Source organism: Caproiciproducens galactitolivorans, from assembly GCF_029266045.1.
In the GTDB taxonomy this organism is placed as follows: domain Bacteria; phylum Bacillota; class Clostridia; order Oscillospirales; family Acutalibacteraceae; genus Caproiciproducens; species Caproiciproducens galactitolivorans.
Map to the genome: position 1 here is coordinate 71,901 of NZ_JAJUFJ010000006.1, position 22,056 is coordinate 93,956.

Annotated in this window: 21 protein-coding genes and 1 pseudogene; 8 read left to right on the forward strand and 14 right to left on the reverse strand. The window is 52.7% G+C overall.

Annotation, left to right across the window (positions count from 1 at the left end):
* Positions 1-9 precede the first annotated feature (9 nt).
* Together P9B68_RS06055 and hcp are read left to right on the forward strand one after the other, a co-directional pair.
* Positions 10-354 carry a cupin domain-containing protein gene (locus tag P9B68_RS06055; RefSeq protein WP_135658585.1) on the forward strand — a complete coding sequence of 115 codons (345 nt, stop codon included), beginning with the start codon at positions 10-12 and terminating at the stop codon, positions 352-354.
* 86 nt (positions 355-440) lie between these two features.
* Positions 441-2,033 carry a hydroxylamine reductase gene (gene hcp / locus P9B68_RS06060; protein ID WP_207669551.1) on the forward strand — a complete coding sequence of 531 codons (1,593 nt, stop codon included), beginning with the start codon at positions 441-443 and terminating at the stop codon, positions 2,031-2,033.
* Positions 2,034-2,361: 328 nt separating this feature from the next.
* Here the strand turns inward: hcp and P9B68_RS06065 are convergent, their stop codons facing one another.
* Entirely contained in the window at positions 2,362-2,580 is a 219-nt protein-coding gene (locus P9B68_RS06065) for a helix-turn-helix domain-containing protein (RefSeq protein WP_135658587.1), read from the reverse strand.
* Positions 2,581-2,673: 93 nt separating this feature from the next.
* On the opposite strand from P9B68_RS06065, the gene P9B68_RS06070 reads away from it, so the two are divergent.
* Complete coding sequence (locus tag P9B68_RS06070) at positions 2,674-2,844, forward strand: hypothetical protein (RefSeq protein WP_167875166.1); 171 nt, start codon at positions 2,674-2,676, stop codon at positions 2,842-2,844.
* 21 nt (positions 2,845-2,865) lie between these two features.
* On the opposite strand, the gene P9B68_RS06075 is transcribed toward P9B68_RS06070, so the two are convergent.
* The 3 genes from P9B68_RS06075 to P9B68_RS06085 are packed head-to-tail and all read right to left on the reverse strand — an operon-like array spanning position 2,866 to position 5,078.
* The gene (locus tag P9B68_RS06075; RefSeq protein ID WP_135658589.1) at positions 2,866-3,489 is read right to left on the reverse strand and encodes a chloramphenicol acetyltransferase; all 624 of its coding nucleotides are present in this window, start codon (positions 3,487-3,489) and stop codon (positions 2,866-2,868) included.
* Positions 3,490-3,492: 3 nt separating this feature from the next.
* Positions 3,493-4,335, reverse strand: a complete 843-nt coding sequence (gene rsmI / locus P9B68_RS06080) for a 16S rRNA (cytidine(1402)-2'-O)-methyltransferase (RefSeq protein ID WP_135658591.1) — start codon at positions 4,333-4,335, stop codon at positions 3,493-3,495.
* Complete coding sequence (locus P9B68_RS06085; RefSeq protein ID WP_277668674.1) at positions 4,332-5,078, reverse strand: tRNA1(Val) (adenine(37)-N6)-methyltransferase; 747 nt, start codon at positions 5,076-5,078, stop codon at positions 4,332-4,334. Before P9B68_RS06085 ends, rsmI begins: the two co-directional genes overlap by 4 nt.
* A 206-nt stretch (positions 5,079-5,284) precedes the next feature.
* On the opposite strand from P9B68_RS06085, the gene P9B68_RS06090 reads away from it, so the two are divergent.
* Entirely contained in the window at positions 5,285-5,794 is a 510-nt protein-coding gene (locus P9B68_RS06090) for a hypothetical protein (protein WP_277668675.1), read from the forward strand.
* 309 nt (positions 5,795-6,103) lie between these two features.
* Here P9B68_RS06090 and P9B68_RS06095 read toward each other — a convergent pair whose 3' ends face one another.
* The 7 genes from P9B68_RS06095 to yfbR form a co-directional block, all read right to left on the reverse strand.
* Entirely contained in the window at positions 6,104-6,274 is a 171-nt protein-coding gene (locus P9B68_RS06095; RefSeq protein ID WP_135658595.1) for a DUF362 domain-containing protein, read from the reverse strand.
* Between the two features lie 81 nt (positions 6,275-6,355).
* Positions 6,356-7,225: a PSP1 domain-containing protein gene (locus P9B68_RS06100; protein WP_135658597.1), complete on the reverse strand. Its 870-nt coding sequence runs from the start codon at positions 7,223-7,225 to the stop codon at positions 6,356-6,358.
* Between the two features lie 26 nt (positions 7,226-7,251).
* Complete coding sequence (locus P9B68_RS06105) at positions 7,252-8,127, reverse strand: DNA polymerase III subunit (protein WP_135658599.1); 876 nt, start codon at positions 8,125-8,127, stop codon at positions 7,252-7,254.
* Positions 8,124-8,447, reverse strand: a complete 324-nt coding sequence (locus P9B68_RS06110; RefSeq protein ID WP_135658602.1) for a cyclic-di-AMP receptor — start codon at positions 8,445-8,447, stop codon at positions 8,124-8,126. Before P9B68_RS06110 ends, P9B68_RS06105 begins: the two co-directional genes overlap by 4 nt.
* Before the next feature lie 49 nt (positions 8,448-8,496).
* Positions 8,497-9,780 carry an aminotransferase class I/II-fold pyridoxal phosphate-dependent enzyme gene (locus P9B68_RS06115; RefSeq protein WP_135658609.1) on the reverse strand — a complete coding sequence of 428 codons (1,284 nt, stop codon included), beginning with the start codon at positions 9,778-9,780 and terminating at the stop codon, positions 8,497-8,499.
* A gap of 75 nt (positions 9,781-9,855) precedes the next feature.
* Complete coding sequence (locus P9B68_RS06120) at positions 9,856-10,887, reverse strand: LCP family protein (RefSeq protein WP_135658612.1); 1,032 nt, start codon at positions 10,885-10,887, stop codon at positions 9,856-9,858.
* 127 nt (positions 10,888-11,014) lie between these two features.
* The gene (yfbR, locus tag P9B68_RS06125) at positions 11,015-11,596 is read right to left on the reverse strand and encodes a 5'-deoxynucleotidase (protein WP_135658615.1); all 582 of its coding nucleotides are present in this window, start codon (positions 11,594-11,596) and stop codon (positions 11,015-11,017) included.
* A 284-nt stretch (positions 11,597-11,880) separates the two neighbouring features.
* Here yfbR and P9B68_RS06130 point away from each other — a divergent pair, with 284 nt between their 5' ends.
* Entirely contained in the window at positions 11,881-14,331 is a 2,451-nt protein-coding gene (locus tag P9B68_RS06130; protein ID WP_135658618.1) for a YfhO family protein, read from the forward strand.
* A 12-nt stretch (positions 14,332-14,343) separates the two neighbouring features.
* Entirely contained in the window at positions 14,344-15,267 is a 924-nt protein-coding gene (locus tag P9B68_RS06135) for a glycosyltransferase family 2 protein (protein ID WP_135658621.1), read from the forward strand.
* 103 nt (positions 15,268-15,370) lie between these two features.
* Here the strand turns inward: P9B68_RS06135 and P9B68_RS06140 are convergent, their stop codons facing one another.
* Positions 15,371-15,628 (reverse strand): Smr/MutS family protein, encoded by a 258-nt coding sequence (locus P9B68_RS06140; protein ID WP_135658624.1) that lies wholly within the window; start codon positions 15,626-15,628, stop codon positions 15,371-15,373.
* Positions 15,629-15,787: 159 nt separating this feature from the next.
* Here P9B68_RS06140 and P9B68_RS06145 point away from each other — a divergent pair, with 159 nt between their 5' ends.
* Together P9B68_RS06145 and P9B68_RS06150 are read left to right on the forward strand one after the other, a co-directional pair.
* Positions 15,788-16,954, forward strand: a complete 1,167-nt coding sequence (locus P9B68_RS06145; protein ID WP_243112955.1) for a hypothetical protein — start codon at positions 15,788-15,790, stop codon at positions 16,952-16,954.
* A 98-nt stretch (positions 16,955-17,052) separates the two neighbouring features.
* Positions 17,053-17,193 (forward strand): annotated as a pseudogene (locus tag P9B68_RS06150) (helix-turn-helix domain-containing protein); the annotation flags it as partial.
* Positions 17,194-17,230: 37 nt separating this feature from the next.
* Here P9B68_RS06150 and P9B68_RS06155 read toward each other — a convergent pair.
* Complete coding sequence (locus P9B68_RS06155; RefSeq protein WP_135658633.1) at positions 17,231-18,358, reverse strand: peptidylprolyl isomerase; 1,128 nt, start codon at positions 18,356-18,358, stop codon at positions 17,231-17,233.
* Between the two features lie 153 nt (positions 18,359-18,511).
* Positions 18,512-21,970 (reverse strand): transcription-repair coupling factor, encoded by a 3,459-nt coding sequence (gene mfd, locus P9B68_RS06160; RefSeq protein WP_277668676.1) that lies wholly within the window; start codon positions 21,968-21,970, stop codon positions 18,512-18,514.
* Between the last annotated feature and the right edge of the window lie 86 nt (positions 21,971-22,056).

A 22,056-nucleotide genomic window follows, 5' to 3' on the forward strand; every position in this document is an offset into this window, starting at 1 on the left:
GGAAGAAAAATGGCAGACAAGTATATTAAGAACATCGATTTCGCACAGGTGCTCCCGTTGGCGGAACAGGTGAGCTATCAGCCGGGGCAGATCGTCAGCAAGACGCTGGCGCAGAACGGTGCGCTCAGCCTGACCCTGTTTGCGTTCGACAAGGGAGAGGAAATCAGCACCCACGAGTCCGAAGGGGACGCGATGGTGGTTGCGCTGGACGGCGAAGGCGAAATTACCGTAGGCGGCGAAAAGTTTACGGTTCACGCGGGGGAAACGATTATTATGCCCAGCAAGACGCCGCATGCCGTTTGCGCGGCGGAGCGCTTTAAAATGTTTTTAATTGTAGTATTTCCGAATAAATAAATCCGATTTTCCGCCCCTCCCATTCAACCATGCGAGGGGCGGGCGGAATGCTAGAAAATCCATTACATAATCAGGAGGAATAAAGAATGTCGAATATGTTTTGCTTCCAGTGCGAACAAACGGCCGGGTGCACCGGCTGTACCGGAAAAGCCGGCGTCTGCGGCAAGCAGGCGGACACCGCCAATTTGCAGGATGAACTGACCGGGGCGCTGATCGGCCTTGCGCGTGCGGCGTCCGGAAAGGAACCCGGCGCTTCCGCCGACCGCGCGATGCTGGAGGGGTTGTTCACCACCATAACCAACGTAAACTTTGACAGCGAAACTGTACGCCGGCAGATTCAGGCCGTCCACAGGGAGAAAAACGCGCTGGCTCCCGGTTGCGGATGCTGCTCTTCGCCCTGTTCCCGCACCGACGATTACAACATGAAGCAATTATGGGAGGAGAACGAAGATATCCGTTCCCTGAAATCCCTCATTCTGTTCGGCCTGCGCGGAATGGCGGCCTATGCCTACCACGCATTGATGCTGGGCTATACCGATAAGGAAGTGAACCGCTTCTTTTACAAGGGCCTGTTTGCGATTGGCGAGGACTGGGGCATGGACGAGCTTCTGCCCATTGTGATGGAAACCGGAACCGTCAACCTCAAATGCATGGAGCTGCTGGACAGGGCGAACACGGAAACCTACGGCACACCGGTGCCCACCACCGTGCCGCTTACCATCGAGAAAGGGCCGTTCATTGTGGTCAGCGGCCACGACCTGCACGATTTGTACCTGCTTTTGGAACAGACCAAGGGCAAGGGAATCCATATTTACACCCACGGCGAAATGCTTCCGGCACACGCCTATCCGAAGCTGAAAGCCTATCCGCACTTAAAGGGGAATTTTGGAACCGCATGGCAGAATCAGCAGAAGGAGTTTGCGGATATTCCGGGCGCGGTGCTCTTTACCACCAACTGCCTGATGCCGGTAAAAGACAGCTACCGCGACCGCGTCTTTACCACCGAAGTGGTGCAGTATCCGGGAATCGTACATATTGATGACAAGAAGGATTTCACTCCGGTTATCAACAAGGCGCTGGAGCTGGGCGGCTATGAAAGCGACCATCCGATGACGGGCATCAACGGCGGGACACAGGTAACAACCGGCTTTGGCCACGGGACGGTGCTGTCCGTAGCCGATAAGGTTGTGGAAGCGGTGAAGAGCGGGGCGATTAAGCACATCTTCCTTGTCGGCGGCTGCGACGGCGCGAAGCCCGGCCGCAATTACTACACGGAATTTGTGCGCAAAGCGCCGAAGGACAGCGTAATCCTTACCCTTGCCTGCGGGAAATACCGCTTCAATGATTTGGACCTTGGCGAAATCGGCGGGCTGCCGCGCCTGATGGATATGGGGCAGTGCAACGATGCATACAGCGCCATCCGCGTTGCGCTTGCCCTTGCGGACGCCTTCCAATGCGGCGTAAACGAACTGCCGCTGACGCTGGTGCTTTCCTGGTACGAGCAGAAAGCGGTCTGCATTTTGCTGACGCTCCTGTCGCTTGGGATAAAGAATATCTATCTTGGACCAACCTTGCCAGCGTTCGTTTCGCCAAACGTACTGAACTATCTTGTGGAGAATTTTCAGATATCCCCGATTTCCACACCGGACGAAGATCTCAAGAAAATCCTTTCCAAGTAAACCCTTCCAAACGAAAAGCACCGTTCCCTTTGGGGCGGTGCTTTTCGTGTTCAATTTCGGTTGTGTCAAACTCCTGAAAACTCATGGCCGTTTCCCCCTTTATGATTTTGTCTGCCAGATCAATTAATTGGTTCAGACGGTCGCGTTTTTTCGTAAGGAGGGTCTTTGTGGCTTTTTAACGCGAACGAAGGGCTGCGGTTTTTCTGCGAAGTCAATTTGCCTTTTTGTTTCCGTTTGAGTATACCATACACTATGACGTAACGTGAGAGTCAACAGGGATTTTCAAAAATTAAAAAAGTACCGCCCGGCGGGCGGTACGGAACAAAATTCAACGGTTTGTCTCTTTTTTATCGGTTCTTCCAAGAAGATAATCGACACTGACATTATAAAAATCTGCAAGAGCGCATAAAACATTAGGGGGGATCATCCTCTGGCCGGATTCATAGTAGGAGTAGGCCCTTTGCGTCACGTTTACAGCGGCGCCGACTTTCACCTGTGTCAGATCATGGTCCTCTCTAAGATTGCGAATACGTGTATACACTTGCATTTTTATCACCGAGAAAATTATAGCTTAGAACAAATTATTCTATAATATGATTTTTTTATGATAATGTTCTAAAATAGCATTGGGGGTGATAAAATGGTAGATTATAAAGAAATGTATACGATTCTGTTTAATAAAGTCACCGATATTATCGAAGAACTTAAACAGGTTCAATGCAAAACAGAAGAAATGTACATACAAAGCCGCGAAGCGGAAATTTTACAGATGAAGCAGGAATTGGAAATCATCAAAAAACGCAATTTTTAAAATGAAATCTGGGTGTTTCCATTAAAGAGCATCAATGTACTCTTGCAGGCGCTCCAGATATTTTCCGGCATGGTATCCGTCCATCAGGCAATGGTTGGCTTGTAGGGAATAGGGGAGCAGCACCTTTCCGTTTTCCCGCTGGTACTTTCCCCAGGAAAGGCGGGGGATGGAATCCTGCCACCCGAGCATGATGGGATGCGTAACCTGTGTGAAGGAAAACCATGGGGTGCAGGTGCAGTAAAGCTGGTCATCGCGCCCTTCTTCTTCCGGATCCATAAAGACCGGCTGGCGGCGCTCCTTTTCCTGTACGGTTCTGGTGTAGCTGTGGATATCGTCGGTCATGTCGGCGGCAACCATTTTGTAAAGCTCCTTCCCCTTCGGAAGGATGGTAAAGGACGGGTGCACCTTTTCGTGCAGGACAACCTGTTCCCCGCGGATGCGGTACCGGAAGTTTTCGATTTCATTGGCGGCCGCGGCGGACGCGTAGCCCATGGTGAAGTAAAAGGAAAGCCCGTTTTCTTTTACAAATTGCAGAAAATGCGTCACATCCAGTTTTACGCAGATATTGAACTGCGGGTATTCCATACGCCGGAAAAAAGCAAAATGTTCCTTGCGGGGCCATGTGTTTAAATCAATGATTTCCATATTTTACGGATTCTCCTTTCCGCTTTGCAAAATCGCTTTGTAAATGGCACCCTTTTTCAGTCCGGTTTCTGCAGCGGCCCTTTTGGCGGCCTCCGAGGGCGAAAGCCCATCAGCAATCATGTCCCGCGCCATGTCGGCACCGTCTTCCAGCGTGAAATCTGTTTTTTCCGGGGCCTGCGCGCCCTCGATCACCAGTACGAATTCGCCTTTTGCGCCGCCGTCGGCGTAGCGCCGGGCCGCTTCGGAAAGCGTGGTGCGGATGACTTCCTCGTGGATTTTTGTAAGTTCCCGCACAAGGGCGACGCGGCGATCACCCCACGCGGCGAGCATGTCGCTTAGGGTAGAGGGGAGCTTGTGCGGCGCTTCGTAAAAAATCATGGTGCGGCGCTCATTTTTCAGTTCCTCCAAGTGTTCGCGGCGGCTCTTTTTGTTCATGCTTAAAAAGCCTTCGAACGTAAAACGGCCCGTCGGCAGCCCGGAAACCGCCAGCGCGGAAACAAGCGCGCTGGGACCGGGGACGACGTAAACCGGAATCCCGCGCTCCGCGCACTGGGAGACGAGCAGTTCGCCGGGGTCGGAAATTGCGGGCATGCCTGCATCGGATACAAGGGCGCAGGTTTCGCCCTGCTCGATCCGGTCGCAGATGATTTGCCCGCGCTCGCGCTTGTTGTGCTCGAAATAGCTGATCATCGGCTTTTTAATATCGAAATGGTTGAGCAGCTTCAGCGTGACGCGCGTATCCTCTGCGGCGATAAAATCCGCCTGCCGTAAAGTTTCCACCGCGCGGGGGGAAAAGTCCGAAAGGTTTCCGATCGGGGTGCCCACCACCATTAATTTTCCGTTCATTTGCCCGAAGCTCCTTTATTCAGCGTGTATTCGCCGTATATTTGCTGCATTTCTTCGGAAAAACCGTTGCTGCCTTCAATAAACAGGACGGGGTCGACCGTCATGCCCGCTTTTCCCCCCCGGTTCGCCTGCAAAAGAAAGAGAAAAGGGGGACGGTTGGGCCGCTGCTGCACAAAGCGCAGGCGTTTCGGCTCCAGCCCGGCGTTCCGCAGGTCGAGCATCGCACCGCAAAGGCGCTCCGGGCGCATACAGCAGAAGAAACGGCCGCCGAACCGCAGAAGGTGCGCGGCGGCTTTTGCAATGTCCTCAAACCGGCACGCGGTTTCGTGCCGCGCAACGCGTAGTGCCTCCGAGGGATTGTGTATGCCCGTGCCGTCGATTTTGTACGGCGGGTTGCAGGCAACGGTGCCGAATTCGCCGGCGGGCAGGCCGTATTTTTTAATTTCGCAGATATCCCCGTGCACGACCTTAACCGTTTCGGAAAGCCGGTTGTATTCGACCGAACGGCGCGCCATGGCGCAGGCTTCCTCCTGGATTTCAAGGGCGTATATTTTGCGCGGCTTTGCCCGCGCGCACCAGATCAGCGGGATGGCGCCGCAGCCCGTGCCCAGATCGGCGCAGAGCTCCCCCGCCCGCGGCGTGGAAAACGCGGCAAGCAGGATGGTGTCAGTATTAAAACGGTGGCTTTGCGAAACAATTACGGAGTAATCGCGCGAAAGCGGTTCAAGGCGTTCGGCCTCCAATAGAAAATTCCCCCTCGTTTTTCTAAATCATATGGTTCGTGGCAGGCAAATTGTTTACTTGTAATATTTTACTATACATGTATTAAAAAGTCAGTATGCAAAAGGTGTTTTAAACTAAAATCACAAATATTTACAATTATGTAAAAATATATATTGTATATTAAGAATTATATGGTATAATATATATTAAAAAAGGAGCGATAATTTTGATTAGAAAGAAAAAATCCATGAGTCTGTTGATTGCTTTTGCCGTATTGTGTATGAATTCAGTCCCAGCTTTTGCGGCAACGCCTGACGCGCAAAAAGGGTATGAAAAGGCTATTTCGCCCAGCACGGTAATTACGGAAGAGAACATCTATGATGTTCTGAAATATGTTGGAATTGATGAGAGCAATTTTAAAAAGGCTGATACTGTACAGGAAACATCCGTCAAGACCGTTCAGGATTTACTGGATGTTATTGACGAAGTAAAATTAGAAACAAAAAATACGCCTTCTTTTCGGTCAACAGTAAACTCCACGGAAGATACAAATAGGGCGGTTGTAAAAGCTCCCCCGGCGGAGAAAATTACTTTATCTGCCGATGACGACTTTTCATCATATACACTTCATTTAACGGTATTAGCTACGGTCTCGGGTCATAATTTTAGGAGTGCAGGTTCTCCCAAAGTAACTTTGATTGATTCTCCTAGCCAAAAGACCCATCATAAAAATTGATAGTAAAAAATTAGATGTAAATGTTATCAATAATGCTTCTACCGTGGAGTTAAATGCAGATCTGGTAATCGGATTTTATGCAAGCGCCGGGCCTGGCAGTATTAAAATAGGTTCCGAGCCTATTAATCATAAGCATTACTGGTATGCTTAGCGTTAATTGAAAAAAAGATGTCTTAAACACAATATAACCCGAATAAAAAGTCCAGCTTGTGCTGGGCTTTTTATTTATGCTGTTTTCGTCTTTTCTGAAGACGTATAAAAAGAAAAAGGCGGGCGCCGAAAACGCTCCGCCTTTATCCGGTTGCAATATTATTCCTGTGCAGGAGCACCTACGGGGCATGCATCGGCGCAGGCGCCGCACTCTGTGCAAAGATCTGCATCGATGACAAATTTACCGTCGCCCTGAGAAATCGCGTTTACCGGGCAACCCGCTTCGCAAGCGCCGCAGGAAATGCACTCATCACTAATAACATATGCCATTGGGAAAAACACCTCCATATTTAATTACTACATAATTCTATCATAAATGACAGAAAATGCAACAGAATAGGAGGAAATAATTTAATCCTTTTCGAGCTCCTTGAGCTGTTCCAATTCGTTTCGGTCAATGCTTACGTGGCCGCCCTTAATCAGCTTTACCTGTGAGGCTTTAAAAAGCTTGGGCGCGGCTTCCGGGGCGGTATCCATGCGCACCTGCAAAACGCCGGTCAGCATATTCAAGTCGACTACGGTGCCCTTTCCGTCCGGAGTCATTACTACGGAATTGACGGTCGGTATAGAGCGCAGCAGATCCTGATACGTTTCCTGCTCGTATTTCAGGCAGCACATCAGCCGCCCGCAGGTGCCGGATATTTTCACCGGATTCAGCGAAAGCCCCTGTTCCTTTGCCATCTTGATGGAAACCGGCTGAAATCCGCCCAGAAACGTTGAGCAGCAGAACGGCCGGCCGCAGATGCCGAGCCCGCCGAGCATTTTCGCTTCGTCGCGCACGCCGATCTGCCGCAGTTCGATGCGGGTGCGGAAGACGGAAGCCAGGTCTTTTACCAGCTCGCGGAAATCGACCCGCCCGTCGGCGGTAAAGTAAAACAGGATTTTGGAGTTGTCGAAGGTATACTCCACGTCGACCAGCTTCATTTCCAGTTTGTGGGCTGCAATTTTTTTCAGGCAGATATTGAAGGCAGTTTTTTCCTTGGCGTTGTTTTCCGCCATCTTTTTCAAATCTTCCTTTGTGGCGACGCGGATCAGCTTTTTCAGCGGCTGGACGATGCTTTCGTCGCTGATCTGCCGGTTTTCCATTGCGATTTCGCCGCACTCTATGCCGCGCGCGGTTTCAACAATGACCATATCCCCCTGCTTAAGTGTATTCCCGTCGGGGTCAAAATAATATACTTTTCCTACATTTTTAAAACGAACGCCAATAACCTCGGCCATGTGAACCTCCCATGAATAAATTGGCATTATCTGCCGGCGGCCGCGCGCAAATTTGCGCAAAGAGCCGTTACAAGCAGCGCCGCGTTCGCGTTTCGGTCAAGCGCGCGCTGCGCTTTCCGGACCTCGTCCAGAAGGGTAAGAAGCTTTCCGCGGGTAAACCCCGCACCAAGTGACGCGACCGCTTCCGGCTGACCGGAGAGGCAGGTACTGCCCCCTGCGCGCAAAACCGCCGCGTCGCGGAAAAGAAGCAAAAGTTCCGAAAGGACGGCGCGCAGCCGATCCTTATTTTTTATCAGATCCGCTGTTAAGAACAGCAGGTCCGTTTCGTTCGCCGCGGTAACCGCCGCGGCCAGTTTTTTTATATATTCCGGTTCAACGCCGCTTTGTTCCCGAACGGCTTCCAGCGAAAAAATCTGCGCCCGCGAGCGGATGGTGGGAAGAAGTGCCGCTGCGCTGGAGGCGGTGAGCAGGAACCGGACGCTTTCGGGCGGTTCCTCAAAGACCTTCAGCAGGGCATTCTGCGAAACCTCACTCATATTCTGCGCACCGTACAGCAGATATACTTTGCAATTTGCCTCGTTCGGCCGGATATAGGCGTCGGACCGTATGGAGCGGATTGCATCAATTGGGAAAGCGCGCGGGTCCGCGTCGCCGTCCAGCGTAAAAAGATCCGGGTGGGAGCCGGCTGCCGCCTTGATGCACCCCGGGCATTTTCCGCAGGGGCTTTCCACAGGGTCGGTGCAGACACAGGCCTTTGCCAATGCGGCGGCAAGCTCGTTGCGCTCCTTCTGGGGACCTTCCAAAATCAACGCATGGGGAAGCCTGCCCTCCTCAAACAAAAGCGCAAGCGAATGCTTTACCTCTTCGCCGGCGGGAACCGCGTGCAGGTTTAACTGGCTCATACCTTTTCAAAGCGGTCCACATTCAGAACGAAAATCGTGGAACCGCCCACGGTGACCTCAACCGGAAATGAGGAATACATGCCGACATCCATGGTGGTTGCGCTCGGTACAAGCTGGGTGCGGCGGCTGCTTTGCTTGGAAATAATGGAGATAACCTGGTCAACCTTGTCGTCTTCGGTACCGACGATGAAGGTAGTGTTGCCCGCCATCAGAAACCCGCCGGTGGTTGCAAGCTTGGTAACGGCGAATCCTTCTTTCGTCAGCGCGGCGGAAACCATGCCGCTGTCGTCGTTGCTTACAATCGCAAGAACCAGTTTCATAATGAATCCCTCCAGAAAATGCAAAATCAGGAACCCTTTTTTATGAATATTATTTTAACACTTTTATTGCGAAAAAGCCATACCCGCGCAAAAACCGGAGGATTTCTTTTGTGATTTCCTCCCCGGGCATCACGACCGGAACGCCCGGCGGGCAGGGGCAGGCGGCCTGCGCGGCAATCCGCCCCGCCGCCTGTTCAAGCGGCACGCTTTCCGACGGGGCAAAAACCGCTTCGCGCAGGCTTGTCTTTACAGGGGGAAGCTCCGGCAGCTCCGGCGCCTGCGGAAGGGGGATGCGCACCGGTAAGCGTTCAATTGCGTCCTTCAGCCGGAGAAAATCGCGGTCCGTATTAAACGGGGTTGCGATGAAAACCACATGTGCGCCGTCGGCAAACTCCGGCTCCACGCCCGCCTGGCGGAAAAGGTCGGCGGCTTCGATCCCGGGGATTCCGGCGGAGGCTGTGTTCAGCGTGATGCGCGTCGGGTCCGTTAAGCCCCCCGGCAGGGAAATGCCGCGGTTTTGCGCTACGGCTTTGATTTCCGAAACCTTTTCCTGCAAAGGGCCGAATTCCCTGCGGTGCAGCCGGAGCCACTCGCGCGCAAGGTCAAGCGAAGCCATTACCGGGTAGCCGGGGCTGGTGGAAGCGAACAGCGCCATGGCTTCCTTTGCGTCCGCAGTATAACGGCTGTCCGCAATATGGAGCCACGCGCCGCCCGTCAGCACATTCAGGGTTTTGTGCGCGGAACAGGCGGTCATGCTCGCGCCGAGGGCAAGCGGGTGGAGCTTTGGCTCGGTGAACATCAGATGCGCGCCGTGGGCATTGTCCACAAGAAGGGGGATATCCCGCGCCCGGCACGCTTCGGCAATGGCGGGGATATCGAGAAGCTGCCCGTAATAGTTCGGGCTGGTTACGTAAACCGCTTTTGCGTCGGGTGTTTTTGCAAGTACGGAAAGCACATCTTCCGGCATTGCCCAGACGGGGGTTAAATCCAGCAGCGCCATGGTGTTTACCGCGCTGCGGTGCAAAACGCGGGAGCAGACGATTTTGCCACCGCCCGGCGCAGCAAGCCGGAACATCGCCTGAATGCAGAGGGTGCATCCGCCCGCGGAAATACAGGTCCGTTTTGCCCCGAACAGCTCCGCCGCAAGATTTTCCGCCCGGGCGATGGGGCCGTCCGCTTCGAACAGGCTGTCCGTGTCTGGAAGCTCGGTGAAATCGAGCGAAAGCAGATCGGGCGGAAGGGCGCCGGGGTTGTTTTTATGCCCCGGCGTGTGAAAAGAGGCGCGTCCGCGTTCCTTATGTTCTACTAAAGCGGTGTAAAGCGGGGTGGGCATTCTGATTAACTCCTTTGAAAAAGGCCGTACGGCTTCCACCGTACGGCCTTGATGAAGAATTTTTTACGGCATTTCTTAATCGCCGTCATACGTTTTGCTTGGCAGGTTGCTTTCATAAATGAATTCCGCCAGGCTCTTGCTGCATTTATCCAGATCGGGAACGAGTACGTCCGCCGGGGTTCCGTTGAAGCTGACCCGTTCGGAGGTGTATTCATTGTTGCCCGGCGTACGGTTCTGGCTGATCGGGTAATTCAGGTAGGTCAGCGAATTTGCCGCCATGTTCAGCACTTCGTTCTTGGTCATGTTGGTTGTAATAAGAGGAAGAACATCGTAGAGCGCCTGGTTGATCGTTCCGATGTCCGCAGTTTTGAATTTTTCAACAAGGCTGGAAAAGACCTTGCGCTGGCGCTGGGTGCGCTCGAAGTCGTCGCCGATCGCACGGATACGGGAATAGTAAAGCGCCTGTTTCCCGCTCAAAACGAAGGTTCCGGCGGTCAAGTTGCGGCGCGAGTCCCCGGAGTTCTGGTTAATAAGCTGCGCTTCGCCCTTTGTAATCGTCATGGTTACGCCGCCGAGCCTGTCGATAATTTTCGAGAAAGAAGCATAATCGATCAGTACAAAGCGGTCGATATCGGTTCCGAAATTTGCTTCGATGGTGGCAACGGAGAGCTGCGGGCCGCCGAGCGTATAGGCGACGTTCAGCCGCTGACTCCCATGCCCGGGAATCGCGACATACATATCGCGCATGAAGGAATTCAGCTTCAGCTTTTTGTGGCGCGTGTCAACGGAGACCAGCATCATGCTGTCGCTTCGCCCGGGGTCGTTCGGCTGGTAATCGTCCACGCCCATTACAAGGATGTTCGTAATGGCGTCATCATGGTAGAGCCCGCCCAAAATCCCCGCTTTTGCGCTGGTGCTGCTGGCGCCCGCTTGGAAAAGTTCGCCGGTATTTACCTGTGAATTTTCCTCCATCGGGACAAAATTAATTCGGCTTAGCATTTGGTCAGCGTAAACACAACCCATGCCGGTTATCAGCATGACCACGCTTAAAACAAGAATCACTATATTTCGAATCAAGGTTTTTGGACTTTTTGCATTTTTTCGCATTTTTCCTGCCTTTTTCACAACATCAGTCCTTAATCGGCAATTTTTGTTACGATAACCGATTCATTATACTCTGTTGCATCGATAAAATAATTATTTAAAAGAATTTATTTGTAAACAGATTCCCAATTCAATCCTGCTCGTCCAGCGTGAGTTGATAGGAGGGCAGGAATTCCTCTACAAAACAGTCCGCTTCGGGAAGGTGCATATCGGCAACGGCCTGGCGGAGCGCAACTTCCGCCTTGGCGAATTCGCTGTTGCCCGCCCCTTTTTCCTCCATGCATTTGATAACAGCGGAAAGCTTGTCCGCCGCTTTTACAAGAGGGAGAAGCTTGCGGTCGCTCTCGCCGTTCGCGGCAAGGATGGCTTCGTAACCTGGCTTTAAATCAGCCGGCAGAAGGCTCAGCAACTTTTTCCGGGCGGTTTTTTCCACCTCGGCGTAGGCGGAGCGGATTTCCGGGTTATAGTATTTTACCGGGGTGGGAAGGTCGCCGGTCAGGATCTCGGTCGCGTCGTGGTAAAGCGCGAGGAGCGCGGCACGCTCCGGATTTACATTTCCGCCGAAGCGGGTGTTGCGAAGTACTGCCAGCGCGTGGGCGATAACAGCGGTTTCAAAGCTGTGTTCGCAAAGGTTTTCCTCGCGCGTGTTGCGCATCAGGCCCCAGCGGTTAATATATTTCATGCGAGAAAGCACCGCATAAAAATGGAACATCCGAAATCCCCCTGTAATCCTTAAATATACTTCCCGATTTTGCAGCAAAACTACCCCGAAACAAGTGGGGAAGACAGGAAATCCGCCGAAATGGGCGGCGATAATAAATAGTAAACGAATTATTTATAATATACTAATAAAACGTAAATTTTGCAAGAAGCGTGGTCGGTTTTATTAAATTCGCTTTGTTCCAACAAAAGCGTGTGTTATAATATGGATTGATTACTTCATAAGCAGCACAGGCGGTTTTCTCATGTGCGCTGCTGTTAAACGGAGGCGACAGTTTGACCAGCATACTGACCCGCGAAGGAAAACAGAATTACTATCTGAAGGCTTTTTTATACGGCCTTGCAGTGTCCTTTCTCTTTTTCATCCCGTTTATACTTTATGACAACGGCTATTTTTTATTCTACGGCGATTTTAATGTGCAGCAGGTGCCCTTCTACCGAATGTGCCACGACGCGATCCGCAGCGGGAACATCGGCTGGAACTGGACAACGGACCTGGGCGCGAATTTCATCGGATCGTACTCGTTTTACCTTTTGGGAAGCCCGTTTTTCTGGCTGACCATCCCGTTCCCGAGCGCGGCGGTGCCGTACCTGATGGGCCCGCTGCTAATCTTGAAATTCGGCTGCGCTTCGCTGACAGGATACCTTTATTTGCAGCGGTATGTGGAGGACAAGGATTATGCGGTCATCGGCGGCATGCTGTACGCGTTTTCCGGATTTTCGATTTACAATATCTTTTTTAACCATTTTCATGAAGCCATCGTATTTTTCCCGCTCATGCTGTGGGCGCTGGACGAATACATGTATAAAAGGCGCAGGGGGCTTTTCGCGGTCACCGTGTTTGCCTGCTGCTTTGTGAATTATTACTTTTTTGTGGGACAGGTTGTTTTTACGCTGCTTTACGGCTTTACCCGGCTGTTCAGCGGGAACTGGAAAATTACGCTGCGCGATTTTCTGCTGCTGGTATGCGAAGCGGTCATCGGGGTGCTGTGCGCCTGTGTGCTGCTAGTGCCGACCGTGCTCGCCGTAATCCAGAACCCGCGCGTGAACGACCCGCCGGAGGGCTGGAACGCGCTGCTTTACGACTGGAACCAGCGGTACGTCCATATTCTAGAATGTTTCTTCTTCCCGCCGGATATCCCTGCGCGGCCGAACTTTACCCCGAAGTCAGAGGCAAAATGGGCCTCGCTTGGCGCGTGGCTGCCGCTGTTCAGCATGACCGGCGTAATCGGCTTTTTAAAAATGCGGAGAAAGCATTGGTTGAAAACCCTGTTGGGAATCCTGTACCTGATGGCCTTTGTCCCGGTGCTGAATTCCGCGTTCCAGCTTTTTAACGCTTCCTATTATGCGCGCTGGTTCTATATGCTGACTTTGATGATGAGCCTCGCGACGATTCTTGCGTTGCAGCGGGCGTGCATTGACTGGAAAAGCTCAATTAAATGGACGATGGGCATTACCCTCGGCATCGCGTTGCCGATCGGGCTGATGGTGAAATCCACCGATCAGGACGGCAAAAAAACCTATACGTTCGGGCTGGAGGATTACCCGACGCGCTTCTGGTCCTATGTTGCCATCGCCATGGTAAGCCTGCTCCTCCTGACGATTATCTTCAAATATTATCAACGCGACAAAAAAGGGTTTATCCGCCGCTGCATGGGCGGCGTGGCGGCAATCTCCTTTGTTTACGCGCTGTTCTTCATCGCGTTGGGCAAAACCCAGAGCGACGACGCCCACAAGGAAATCATCCCCTATTCGCTCAACGGCGGCGCGGATATCCACCTGCCCGATACCAGGAACTGCCGCGTTGACGTTTACGATGGGATGGACAATCAGGCCATGTTCTGGCAGATCCCGACCATTCAGGCGTTCCACAGTATTGTTCCCGGTTCCATCATGGAATTCTACCCCTCTGTCGGCGTTCAGCGCGATGTGGGTTCCCGCCCGGAAACGAAGTATTACGGCCTGCGCGGGCTGACAAGCTGCCGCTGGCTTTTCGATCCGGCTTTGAGCGGCAAGGACTTTGCCGTAGGCGAAACGGATACGAACGCACCGGCCATGCCGGGCTGGCGTTATTACGCTTCGCAGAACGGGTTTAAGATTTACCAGAATCAGTATTATATTCCCATGGGGTTCAGTTACGATTCCTACATCACCCGCTCGGAATACGAGCAGGTCGAAAAGGAAAACCGGCATCTGCTTCTGCTAAAAACGCTGGTGGTGGAAAACGAGGATGTGAGGGAAGTAACCGGCATTCTAAAGCATGATGACAATTTTCTGGAATCCGATTTTTCACAGGAGGCCTATTTCGAGGACTGCCTGAACCGAAAAGCCGAGTCATGCTCTTCCTTTGAACGAGACAACGGCGGATTCACCGCGAAAATCAACGCCGACAAAGAGCGGCTGGTCTTTTTCAGCGTGCCGTGGGAAGGCGGCTGGAGCGCCAAGGTGAACGGCAGGGAGGCGGAGATTCTGAAGGTCAACGTTGGGTTTATGGCGGTGAAGGTGCCGGCGGGCGAGTCCACGATCCGCTTTGATTATACGACGCCCGGCTTAAAGCAAGGGGCGCTGATAACCCTTGGCGGCGCGGCGCTGCTTGCCTTCTACTGGATTATGACCAAACGCTGCGATAAAAAGCATCCGCACAGGCGGAAAACATACCGAATTAAACGCCCCTTGCCGAGAACGATAGGATCCGCCGCACAAGCGGAAAATCTGAAAACGAAATGATCGGAGGTTGCTATGCCCACAGTCTATTTTGTAATACCGTGCTATAACGAAGAAGAGGTTCTGCCGGAAACCGTCCGGCGGCTAACGGAAAAAATCAACGGCATGATCGCGTCCGGGCGCGCCGACCGGAAAAGCCGTATGTTATTGGTGGACGACGGCAGCCGCGACAAAACATGGGAGCTGATCAGCAGATTCAGCGAAGAAAACGAACTGGTGAGCGGGATTAAGCTTGCGCACAACCGCGGGCACCAGAACGCGCTGCTGGCCGGGCTGATGACCGCAAAGGAATCCTGCGACTGCGCCATTAGCTTAGACGCGGATCTGCAGGACGACATTGAGGTGCTCGACCAGTTTGTGGACAAGTTCATGGAAGGCTGCGACGTGGTCTACGGCGTCCGCAACAAGCGCGAGACCGATACGTTTTTCAAGCGTACCACCGCGCTGGGATTTTATAAGTTCATGGCGGCGCTGGGAGTGGATGTGGTGTACAATCACGCGGACTACCGCCTGATGAGCCGCCGCGCGCTGGAAGCGCTGAGCGAATATAAAGAAACCAACCTGTTCCTGCGCGGGATTGTGCCGCTGATCGGCTACCGCAGCGACTATGTGTATTACGACCGGCATGAGCGTTTTGCCGGGGAGTCGAAATACCCGCTGAAAAAGATGATCGCTTTTGCATGGGACGGAATAACCTCCTTCAGCGTAAAGCCCCTGCGGATGATTGCGGGGTTGGGGGCGGTTCTTTGCCTTGTCAGCCTGATCGGCGTGATCCGGGCGCTGGTAGTCCGTTCCTTTATAACGGCAGGGTTCTGCGGCGTCTGGTTTTTGGGCGGCGTCCAGCTTTTGTGCCTTGGCGTTGTGGGCGGGTATATCGGCAAGATTTACGGCGAAGTAAAGGCGCGGCCGCGCTTTAAGATTGAAGAATATAAAAAATAGCCGGCCGACGCAGAAGAATGGTTCTTCTGCGCACAGCCGGTCGAATCGGTGTATTTCCCGGGAAAAGCGGGCGCATAGTGCCGTTTTGCCGCTTCCCGCGCGGCTATTTCCTTTTCTGCAGAAGGATGCGTGTTTCGCCCGGATTCAGGCAGATGAGCTTCGCGGCAATGCGAGGATGCTTCAGCCGCAGGCGCACCATGTCGCGCAATGCCTGCCCGCTGTTGTACCCGTGAATGACCCGTATTTCTGTGACCTTTGCGTCGGCCCGGTTCAGAAGCTGTTCCAAGCTGCGCTTTGCTTCTTCCACGGTCATACCGTGGATATTCACTTCCAGAAGATTCCCGTGTCTTTCCTGTAACAATGTTATCGCCAGCTTATGAAAAATTTCCGTTTTTGCAGACCGGATGGGCAACGAATTGTATCAATCATCATTATATCATCAATCCGACAAAATGAAAGCAACCGATCCGTTTTTTATGCTATAATTAAGGACAAAACAGGAGGGATCAATTTGAAGGTTATGGACCTGCGCAATGTCTTTGCAAACTGTAATGACATGCTGATTGAAATCAGCGACAATTATATTTATTATGCGGAAGAAAAAAAGGAAGAGGGTCATAACAGCCTCTTCATTTTAGAATATAACCGGGTTACGCGGCGGGAAAGAATCGTAACCAACTACATACTCAGCAATCCGTCCTTTGTCCAGCATTTTTTCTGTTTCCCCGACCATATCATCATTGTGATGGAAAGCGGAGAAAGCGAAGCCTGGATTCTGCGCATCGACAAGCACACCGGCGAGGAAAAAACCATGGCGAAGCTGAATTTTCTCGGGAGCTTTTTGGACTGTACAGCGCTGGATGAGGACCACCTCATCCTTTATACCGTAGAAAACGAAAAGCACCAGAATATGTTCCGGGCTTACAAAAAGCTGACGGGTTTCTCGAAGATTTCGTATTTATACGATCTGGACGAAGAAAAGTACTACTATGTGCGCGACCCGCGCATTTGCAATGCGGACAGCATGGGCCTGATCCCTTTCACACGGGACGGGGAGGTTCAGCTTTTAGTGCTTCTGCCCCATGGGGACGAAGCGGAAAAGGAAAAATGCTATAAGAACAGGCGCTGGTTGGGCGACAACGTGAACGACAACGTTTGGCTCTGTCCGCTTTTCGATTTTATAATCGCTGTGAAAAACGGAGAGGAACGTGCGCCGCTGGAGCTGATTTTAAGCGCGGGAACCTGCGGGTTGGTGCGTTACGCTGGAATGGATCCGGAAAACCTGTATTTCCGCGCGAAATATTTCCCCACCGGTGATCAACGGCTCTGCGCTTACAACAAGATGACCGGGAAAAAGACGGTGGCGGCGGAGTTGAACCTGAAAGGGGACGAAAAGCCTGCTTCCTTCTATATTGACGTGAACGGCGCACGGGTTTACCGCATCACCGAGGACGAGGATAATTACGAGGTGGACGGTGTCCTGAATTCGGAAATCCACGCGAAATACAGCAAGGAGCTGGGCGAGTTCCTCGCCTGTGTGGACGACCGGTTCATCCTTGCGCGCTATATCCTTTCGGACGAAAAGGATTCGTTTGAGTTCAATTCTATTTATGATGTGCAGACAGGTGAGCAGAAAAGCTACGAATGCCGCTGCGCCTTCCAGGGCAGCACGGTGGTGCTATATTAAAAAGTCAATTTTTCCTTTTGTCCTGTAAAATATACATTTCTTTGGTTTCCTGATGCACTACCTTTAATTCGTTTATAACATCCGTTATTTGATTGGAATATTCGGATTACGAACTGGGAAAATTAAACATTCCGATTCCGGTGTTGGTAAAATTAGCGGACTTTTATAATACCAGTATCGACTACCTTGTGGGGTTGACAGATGTAAAGGAACCTTATCCGAGAAGAAAAAAGAAATAAGCGCCGGGGTTTCGCCCCGGCGCTTTGCGGTTATTCTTTACTTAGAAGCTGTGGAAGCCGTACCGGCAGCGGAAGAAGCTGCGGACGCTGTGGAAGCCGCAGGAGCGGCGGAAGACGTTTCGGTTACGAACATGGATGGCTTGTAGGAATCGATCGCCGCCTGGTTCAAGGTGACGTTGCTGTAGGACTGCGCCGCCTTATCCAGATCCTTGGAGAATTCCTCTGCCTTCATTTCCGCCAGAAGGTTATTGCGGGAGCTTTCCATGCTGAGTTCGTCCTTGGTCTTTTTTGTAATATCATTCTTCATGACAACGAGGAAAGCGCCGGAAATTTCAGCGGATTTTACTTCGCCCGGCTTCATGGAATCCAGCAAGGTTTTCAGATCCGCCGGGTAACTGGTGCTTGTGTTCAGGTTTTCGGTTGCCTCCTGAAGCTGCTCGGTGGTCTGTTTGGAAGCGGCCTTGTATTCGTCGGCAATCTGTTTCATCGTTTTCTTTTTGGAAGAAACCTCTGCGGCGTAAGCGTCAAACTGCTTTTTCACGGCGGCCTTTTCCTGATCCGTAAACGGGGTTACACTACCGTCGGATTTTGTATTATAGAGAGATTTTGCAATAAAAGAGAAGTCCGTGTAATTCTTTTCAAAATACGATTTGAGTTCAGAATCGGGAACTTCTTTCTTGCCGCCCTTGCCGTAAAGCGCGGTAAAGACCTTCTGGTATTTGGTGTAAAAATCCGCATAGGCAAGGTTAAATGACTGTTTTGAAACACCGTATTTTTCGAGAGTGGAACTTGCCTGTTCCCACTGGGCATCGGTGACGCTACTGATCGTCTTGGTTTCCTCCGCCGTAAGGGACAGATTCAGTTCTTTCATTTTATCGTTCAGAACCAAAAGCATTTTGGTGTAGGTAAGCGCCTTGTCCTTGATATATTCTTCGGCGCTTTTGTTTTCGATTTTCTGGTCCAGAACCGGTTTGGTTGGGTCTTTTTTCAAGGTATTCGCGCTCTGGTATGCAGAATACAGATTGTAGATGTACACGCCGATCGGAACGGTTAAGCTGTTGTTTTTCATTGCCCAGCTTTTGTCGGTGCTGGCACACGCTGCGGTGCTTGCCGCCATAATAAACGCGAGAAGGACGGCAACGCCCTTTTTCAAAATTTTTATCATAGTTACCTCCATACGCTTGCGCGCGAAATTCCTAGATGGTAAACACGCGAACTTTTTTAGCATAACCAATTTTATTATTATACATGAATAAAATAGACTTGTCCAGCGAAAAACTGTCGCATTTTGCATACAGGATAAAAAATACCAAGCCCGCTAGCTGCCATTTTGAATTACGTCGAGAATTTCAGTAAGCGTGTCCAAAGGCGTGGCGTCTGGTTCGATTTTTACGCTGATATACGGCTTGGCGCCCGCGTTGAGCATCACGCGGGAATGGAGGGCGGAAATCAGCGCGCTGACCTGCTTCATGTCGATCTGCTTCTTGTAAAGCAGAAGCACGTCGTTCTGCTGCTTGATTTCATAGATGCCAAGTTGGGAAGCAAGGTTCCGGAGGAGAGCAATTTCAATCAGGCCGTTTACGCTCTCCGGCGGGTCGCCGAAGCGGTCGATTAGCTCGTCGGTTACGTCGAGCGCGTCTTCGCGCGTGCGGATATCGGCGATGCGGCGGTAAATTTCCAGCCGCTGGCTGAGGTTCGAAATATAGCTTTCGGGAATATGCGCCTGTACCTGCATGTCTACAAGGCATTCCTGATCGTATTCCTGCGGCGTTTCGCCCTTTTCGCGGCTGATCGCTTCGGCGAGCAGGTGCAGGTACATATCGTAGCCAACGGCTTCCATATGCCCGTGCTGTTCGCCGCCCAGAATATTGCCCGCGCCGCGGATTTCCAGGTCGCGCATGGCGATCTTGAAGCCGGAGCCGAATTCCGTAAATTCACGGATCGCGGAAAGGCGCTTCTGCGCAATTTCGGTCAGCACCTTGTTGGGTGTGAAGGTTAGGTATGCATAGGCGCGGCGGCTGGAACGCCCCACGCGCCCGCGGAGCTGGTGAAGCTGGGAAAGCCCCATGCGATCCGCGTTTTCGATAATTAATGTATTGGCGTTCGGCACGTCCACGCCGGTTTCAATAATGGTGGTGCAGACAAGAACGTCGATTTCGTGTTCAATCAGGCGGCGCCAGACCTCAGAAAGCTCCTGTTCGTTCATCTTGCCGTGGCCGAAGCCGATACGCGCTTCGGGAATCTGTTTCTGCAAACGGGCGGCGGTGCGCTCGATAGTCGCAACGTCGTTGTGCAGGTAGTAAACCTGCCCGCCCCGGCGAAGTTCGCGCCGGATGGCTTCGGCGATCAGGCCGTTGTCGTGCTCTAGGACATAGGTCTGTACCGGGTGGCGGTCGTGTGGCGCTTCCTCAATCAGGCTCATGTCGCGGATGCCGGACAGCGCCATGTTCAGCGTGCGCGGAATCGGCGTGGCTGAAAGGGTAAGGATATCCACATTTTTACACAGAGCCTTCAGCTTCTCTTTTTGCGCAACGCCGAAACGCTGCTCCTCGTCGATAATGACGAGGCCGAGGTCGTGGAATTGTACGTCCTTGGAAACCAGCCGGTGCGTGCCGATGATCATATCGATTTCCCCGCGGCTTAACCGGCGGAGGATTTCCTCCTGCTGCTTTGGGGTGCGGAAACGCGAAAGGAGCTCGATTTTAACGGGGAAGCCCTCCATACGCTTGGTGATCGTCTGGTAGTGTTGCCACGCAAGGATGGTGGTTGGGACGAGCATGGCGCACTGTCTGGAGTCGGTGATACATTTGAACGCCGCACGCAGGGCGACTTCCGTCTTTCCGAAGCCGACGTCGCCGCAGAGCAGGCGGTCCATGGGCGCTTCCCGCTCCATGTCGCTTTTGATTTCTTCGATACAGCGGAGCTGCGCTTCGGTTTCCTCAAACTCAAAATGCGCCTCGAAATCGCGCTGCCATTCGTTGTCAGGAGGAAATGCATGTCCCTTTGTCTGCATCCGTTCGGCGTAAAGCTTCATCAGCTCTTTTGCCATGTCTTTAACCGCCGCGCGGACGCGCGCTTTGGCCTTTTGCCACTCCGCGCCGCCCAGGCGGTGCAGCTTTATGTTCGCGTCCTCGCGTGGGCCGATGTATTTGGAGACCATGTCCAGTTGGGTAACCGGGACATAGAGGGTATCTTTTTTGGCGTAGCGTAATTTAATATAATCCTTTACGACGCCGTGCATATCGATTTTGTGGATTCCTTCGAATACGCCGATGCCGTGCGCCGCATGAACGACATAATCGCCGGGTACCAGCTCGGCAAGGCTGTAAATTTCCTGGCTGTTCTTGCTGCGCTTTGCTTTTTTCTTCGGGGAGGAAATCAGGCGGCCATGGGTAATCAGCCCGAAAAACGCGCCCGGATACTCCAGCCCGGCGGAAAGCGCGCCGGAGGTAACCACTACGGTTCCGCGCTCGACCTTTTCAGGATGCTCCACATAGGCGGCGGGAATGCCCTGCGCCTGTAAATCCGCGACGGCGGTCTGCGCCGCGCGTTCATTGCCGACAAGGACGACGCATGCCCATTTGCTTGCCAGCATATTCTGCACATCCTCACCCAGAAGCTGGGTGCTGCCGCCCCAGACGGAAAGCTGGCGTGCGGTCATGTTCAGAAGGGTGCGCACAGGCGTGTCGTAGCTGCCGCGCACGAAGGTGTCCAGATAAACGGCGCCGCGCGCAAAGCGTTCCAGCGCGTAATCCCAGTCGCCGCCGAAGGTGTCCAGCCCACGGCAGAGCGTGCCGTCCGCGAGAAGGGCTTTCACGTCTTCGCCCCACTGCCAGAGTGTGCTGCGCATGCGCTCCTTTGCCTTCGCGGGTTCGCTGACAAACAGCAGGGTGTCGGGCGTCATGTAATCGAACAGTGTGGCGGTCGAAGGGTATAACAGGGAAATATATTTATCGGCGCAGCCGAGGTGCAGGCCGTTTTCCAGCTTTTGCGCCTGCTCCGCCAAGACAGCTTTTGCGGCCGGTGCGGCCTTGCCGCGCAGGGAAGAAGCGAGTTCCCCGATTTTTTGCGCCAACAGCCCCGGGTCATCGATCAGCGCTTCTACGGCGGGCGTGACCGTGACTTGCGAAATGGTTTCGGTGCGGCGCTGCGTTTCCAGATCAAACAGGGAAATGGTGTCGATTTCGTCGCCCCAGAATTCCACCCTTGCCGGGTTCGGCGCGTCGGGCGTGAAAATATCCAGAATACCGCCGCGCTGCGAATACTGCCCGGTTCCGTCCACCTGATCGGCGCGCTCATAGCCGCAGCGGTTCAGGGCGTCCAAGATCTGCTCCATGGGAATGGATTGACCGGTTTTCAGCGAAACCGTCCGCTTTTTCAGTTCGTCTGGCGGTATGGTGTACTGTAACGCCGCGTCCAGGCAGCAGACAACTGCGTCGCATTCGCCGCTGAGCGTACGTTCCAGCAGCTGCAGGCGCTGGTGCTCGTACTCGTGGCTGCTTCCCGCTGTGTCGCGGAAGGAAAAATCGCGCACGGGGTAGAACAGCGGCTTCATGCCCATGGCGCTCAGATCGTCGCAAAGGCGCTGCGCTTCGCTTTCATCGCCGGCAACAACAAAAGCCCTGCGCTGTAATTTTGCGCAGAGCGAATAGATGATATTGGCTTTGTGAATACCGGAAATCCCGGTTACCGCAGCGGGAAGCGCGCCGGTTTTTACTGCGGCTTCAAGACTTTGGAATTCTTTCAGCCCGCTGATTGCATTCGTGAGAAATTTCATGGAATCCCCTTTGTACGGCTGTGATTTTTGTAGGTACAAATTCCGTTTTCTACAGGATTTTATTATATAGTATATGCTTCGCCAGT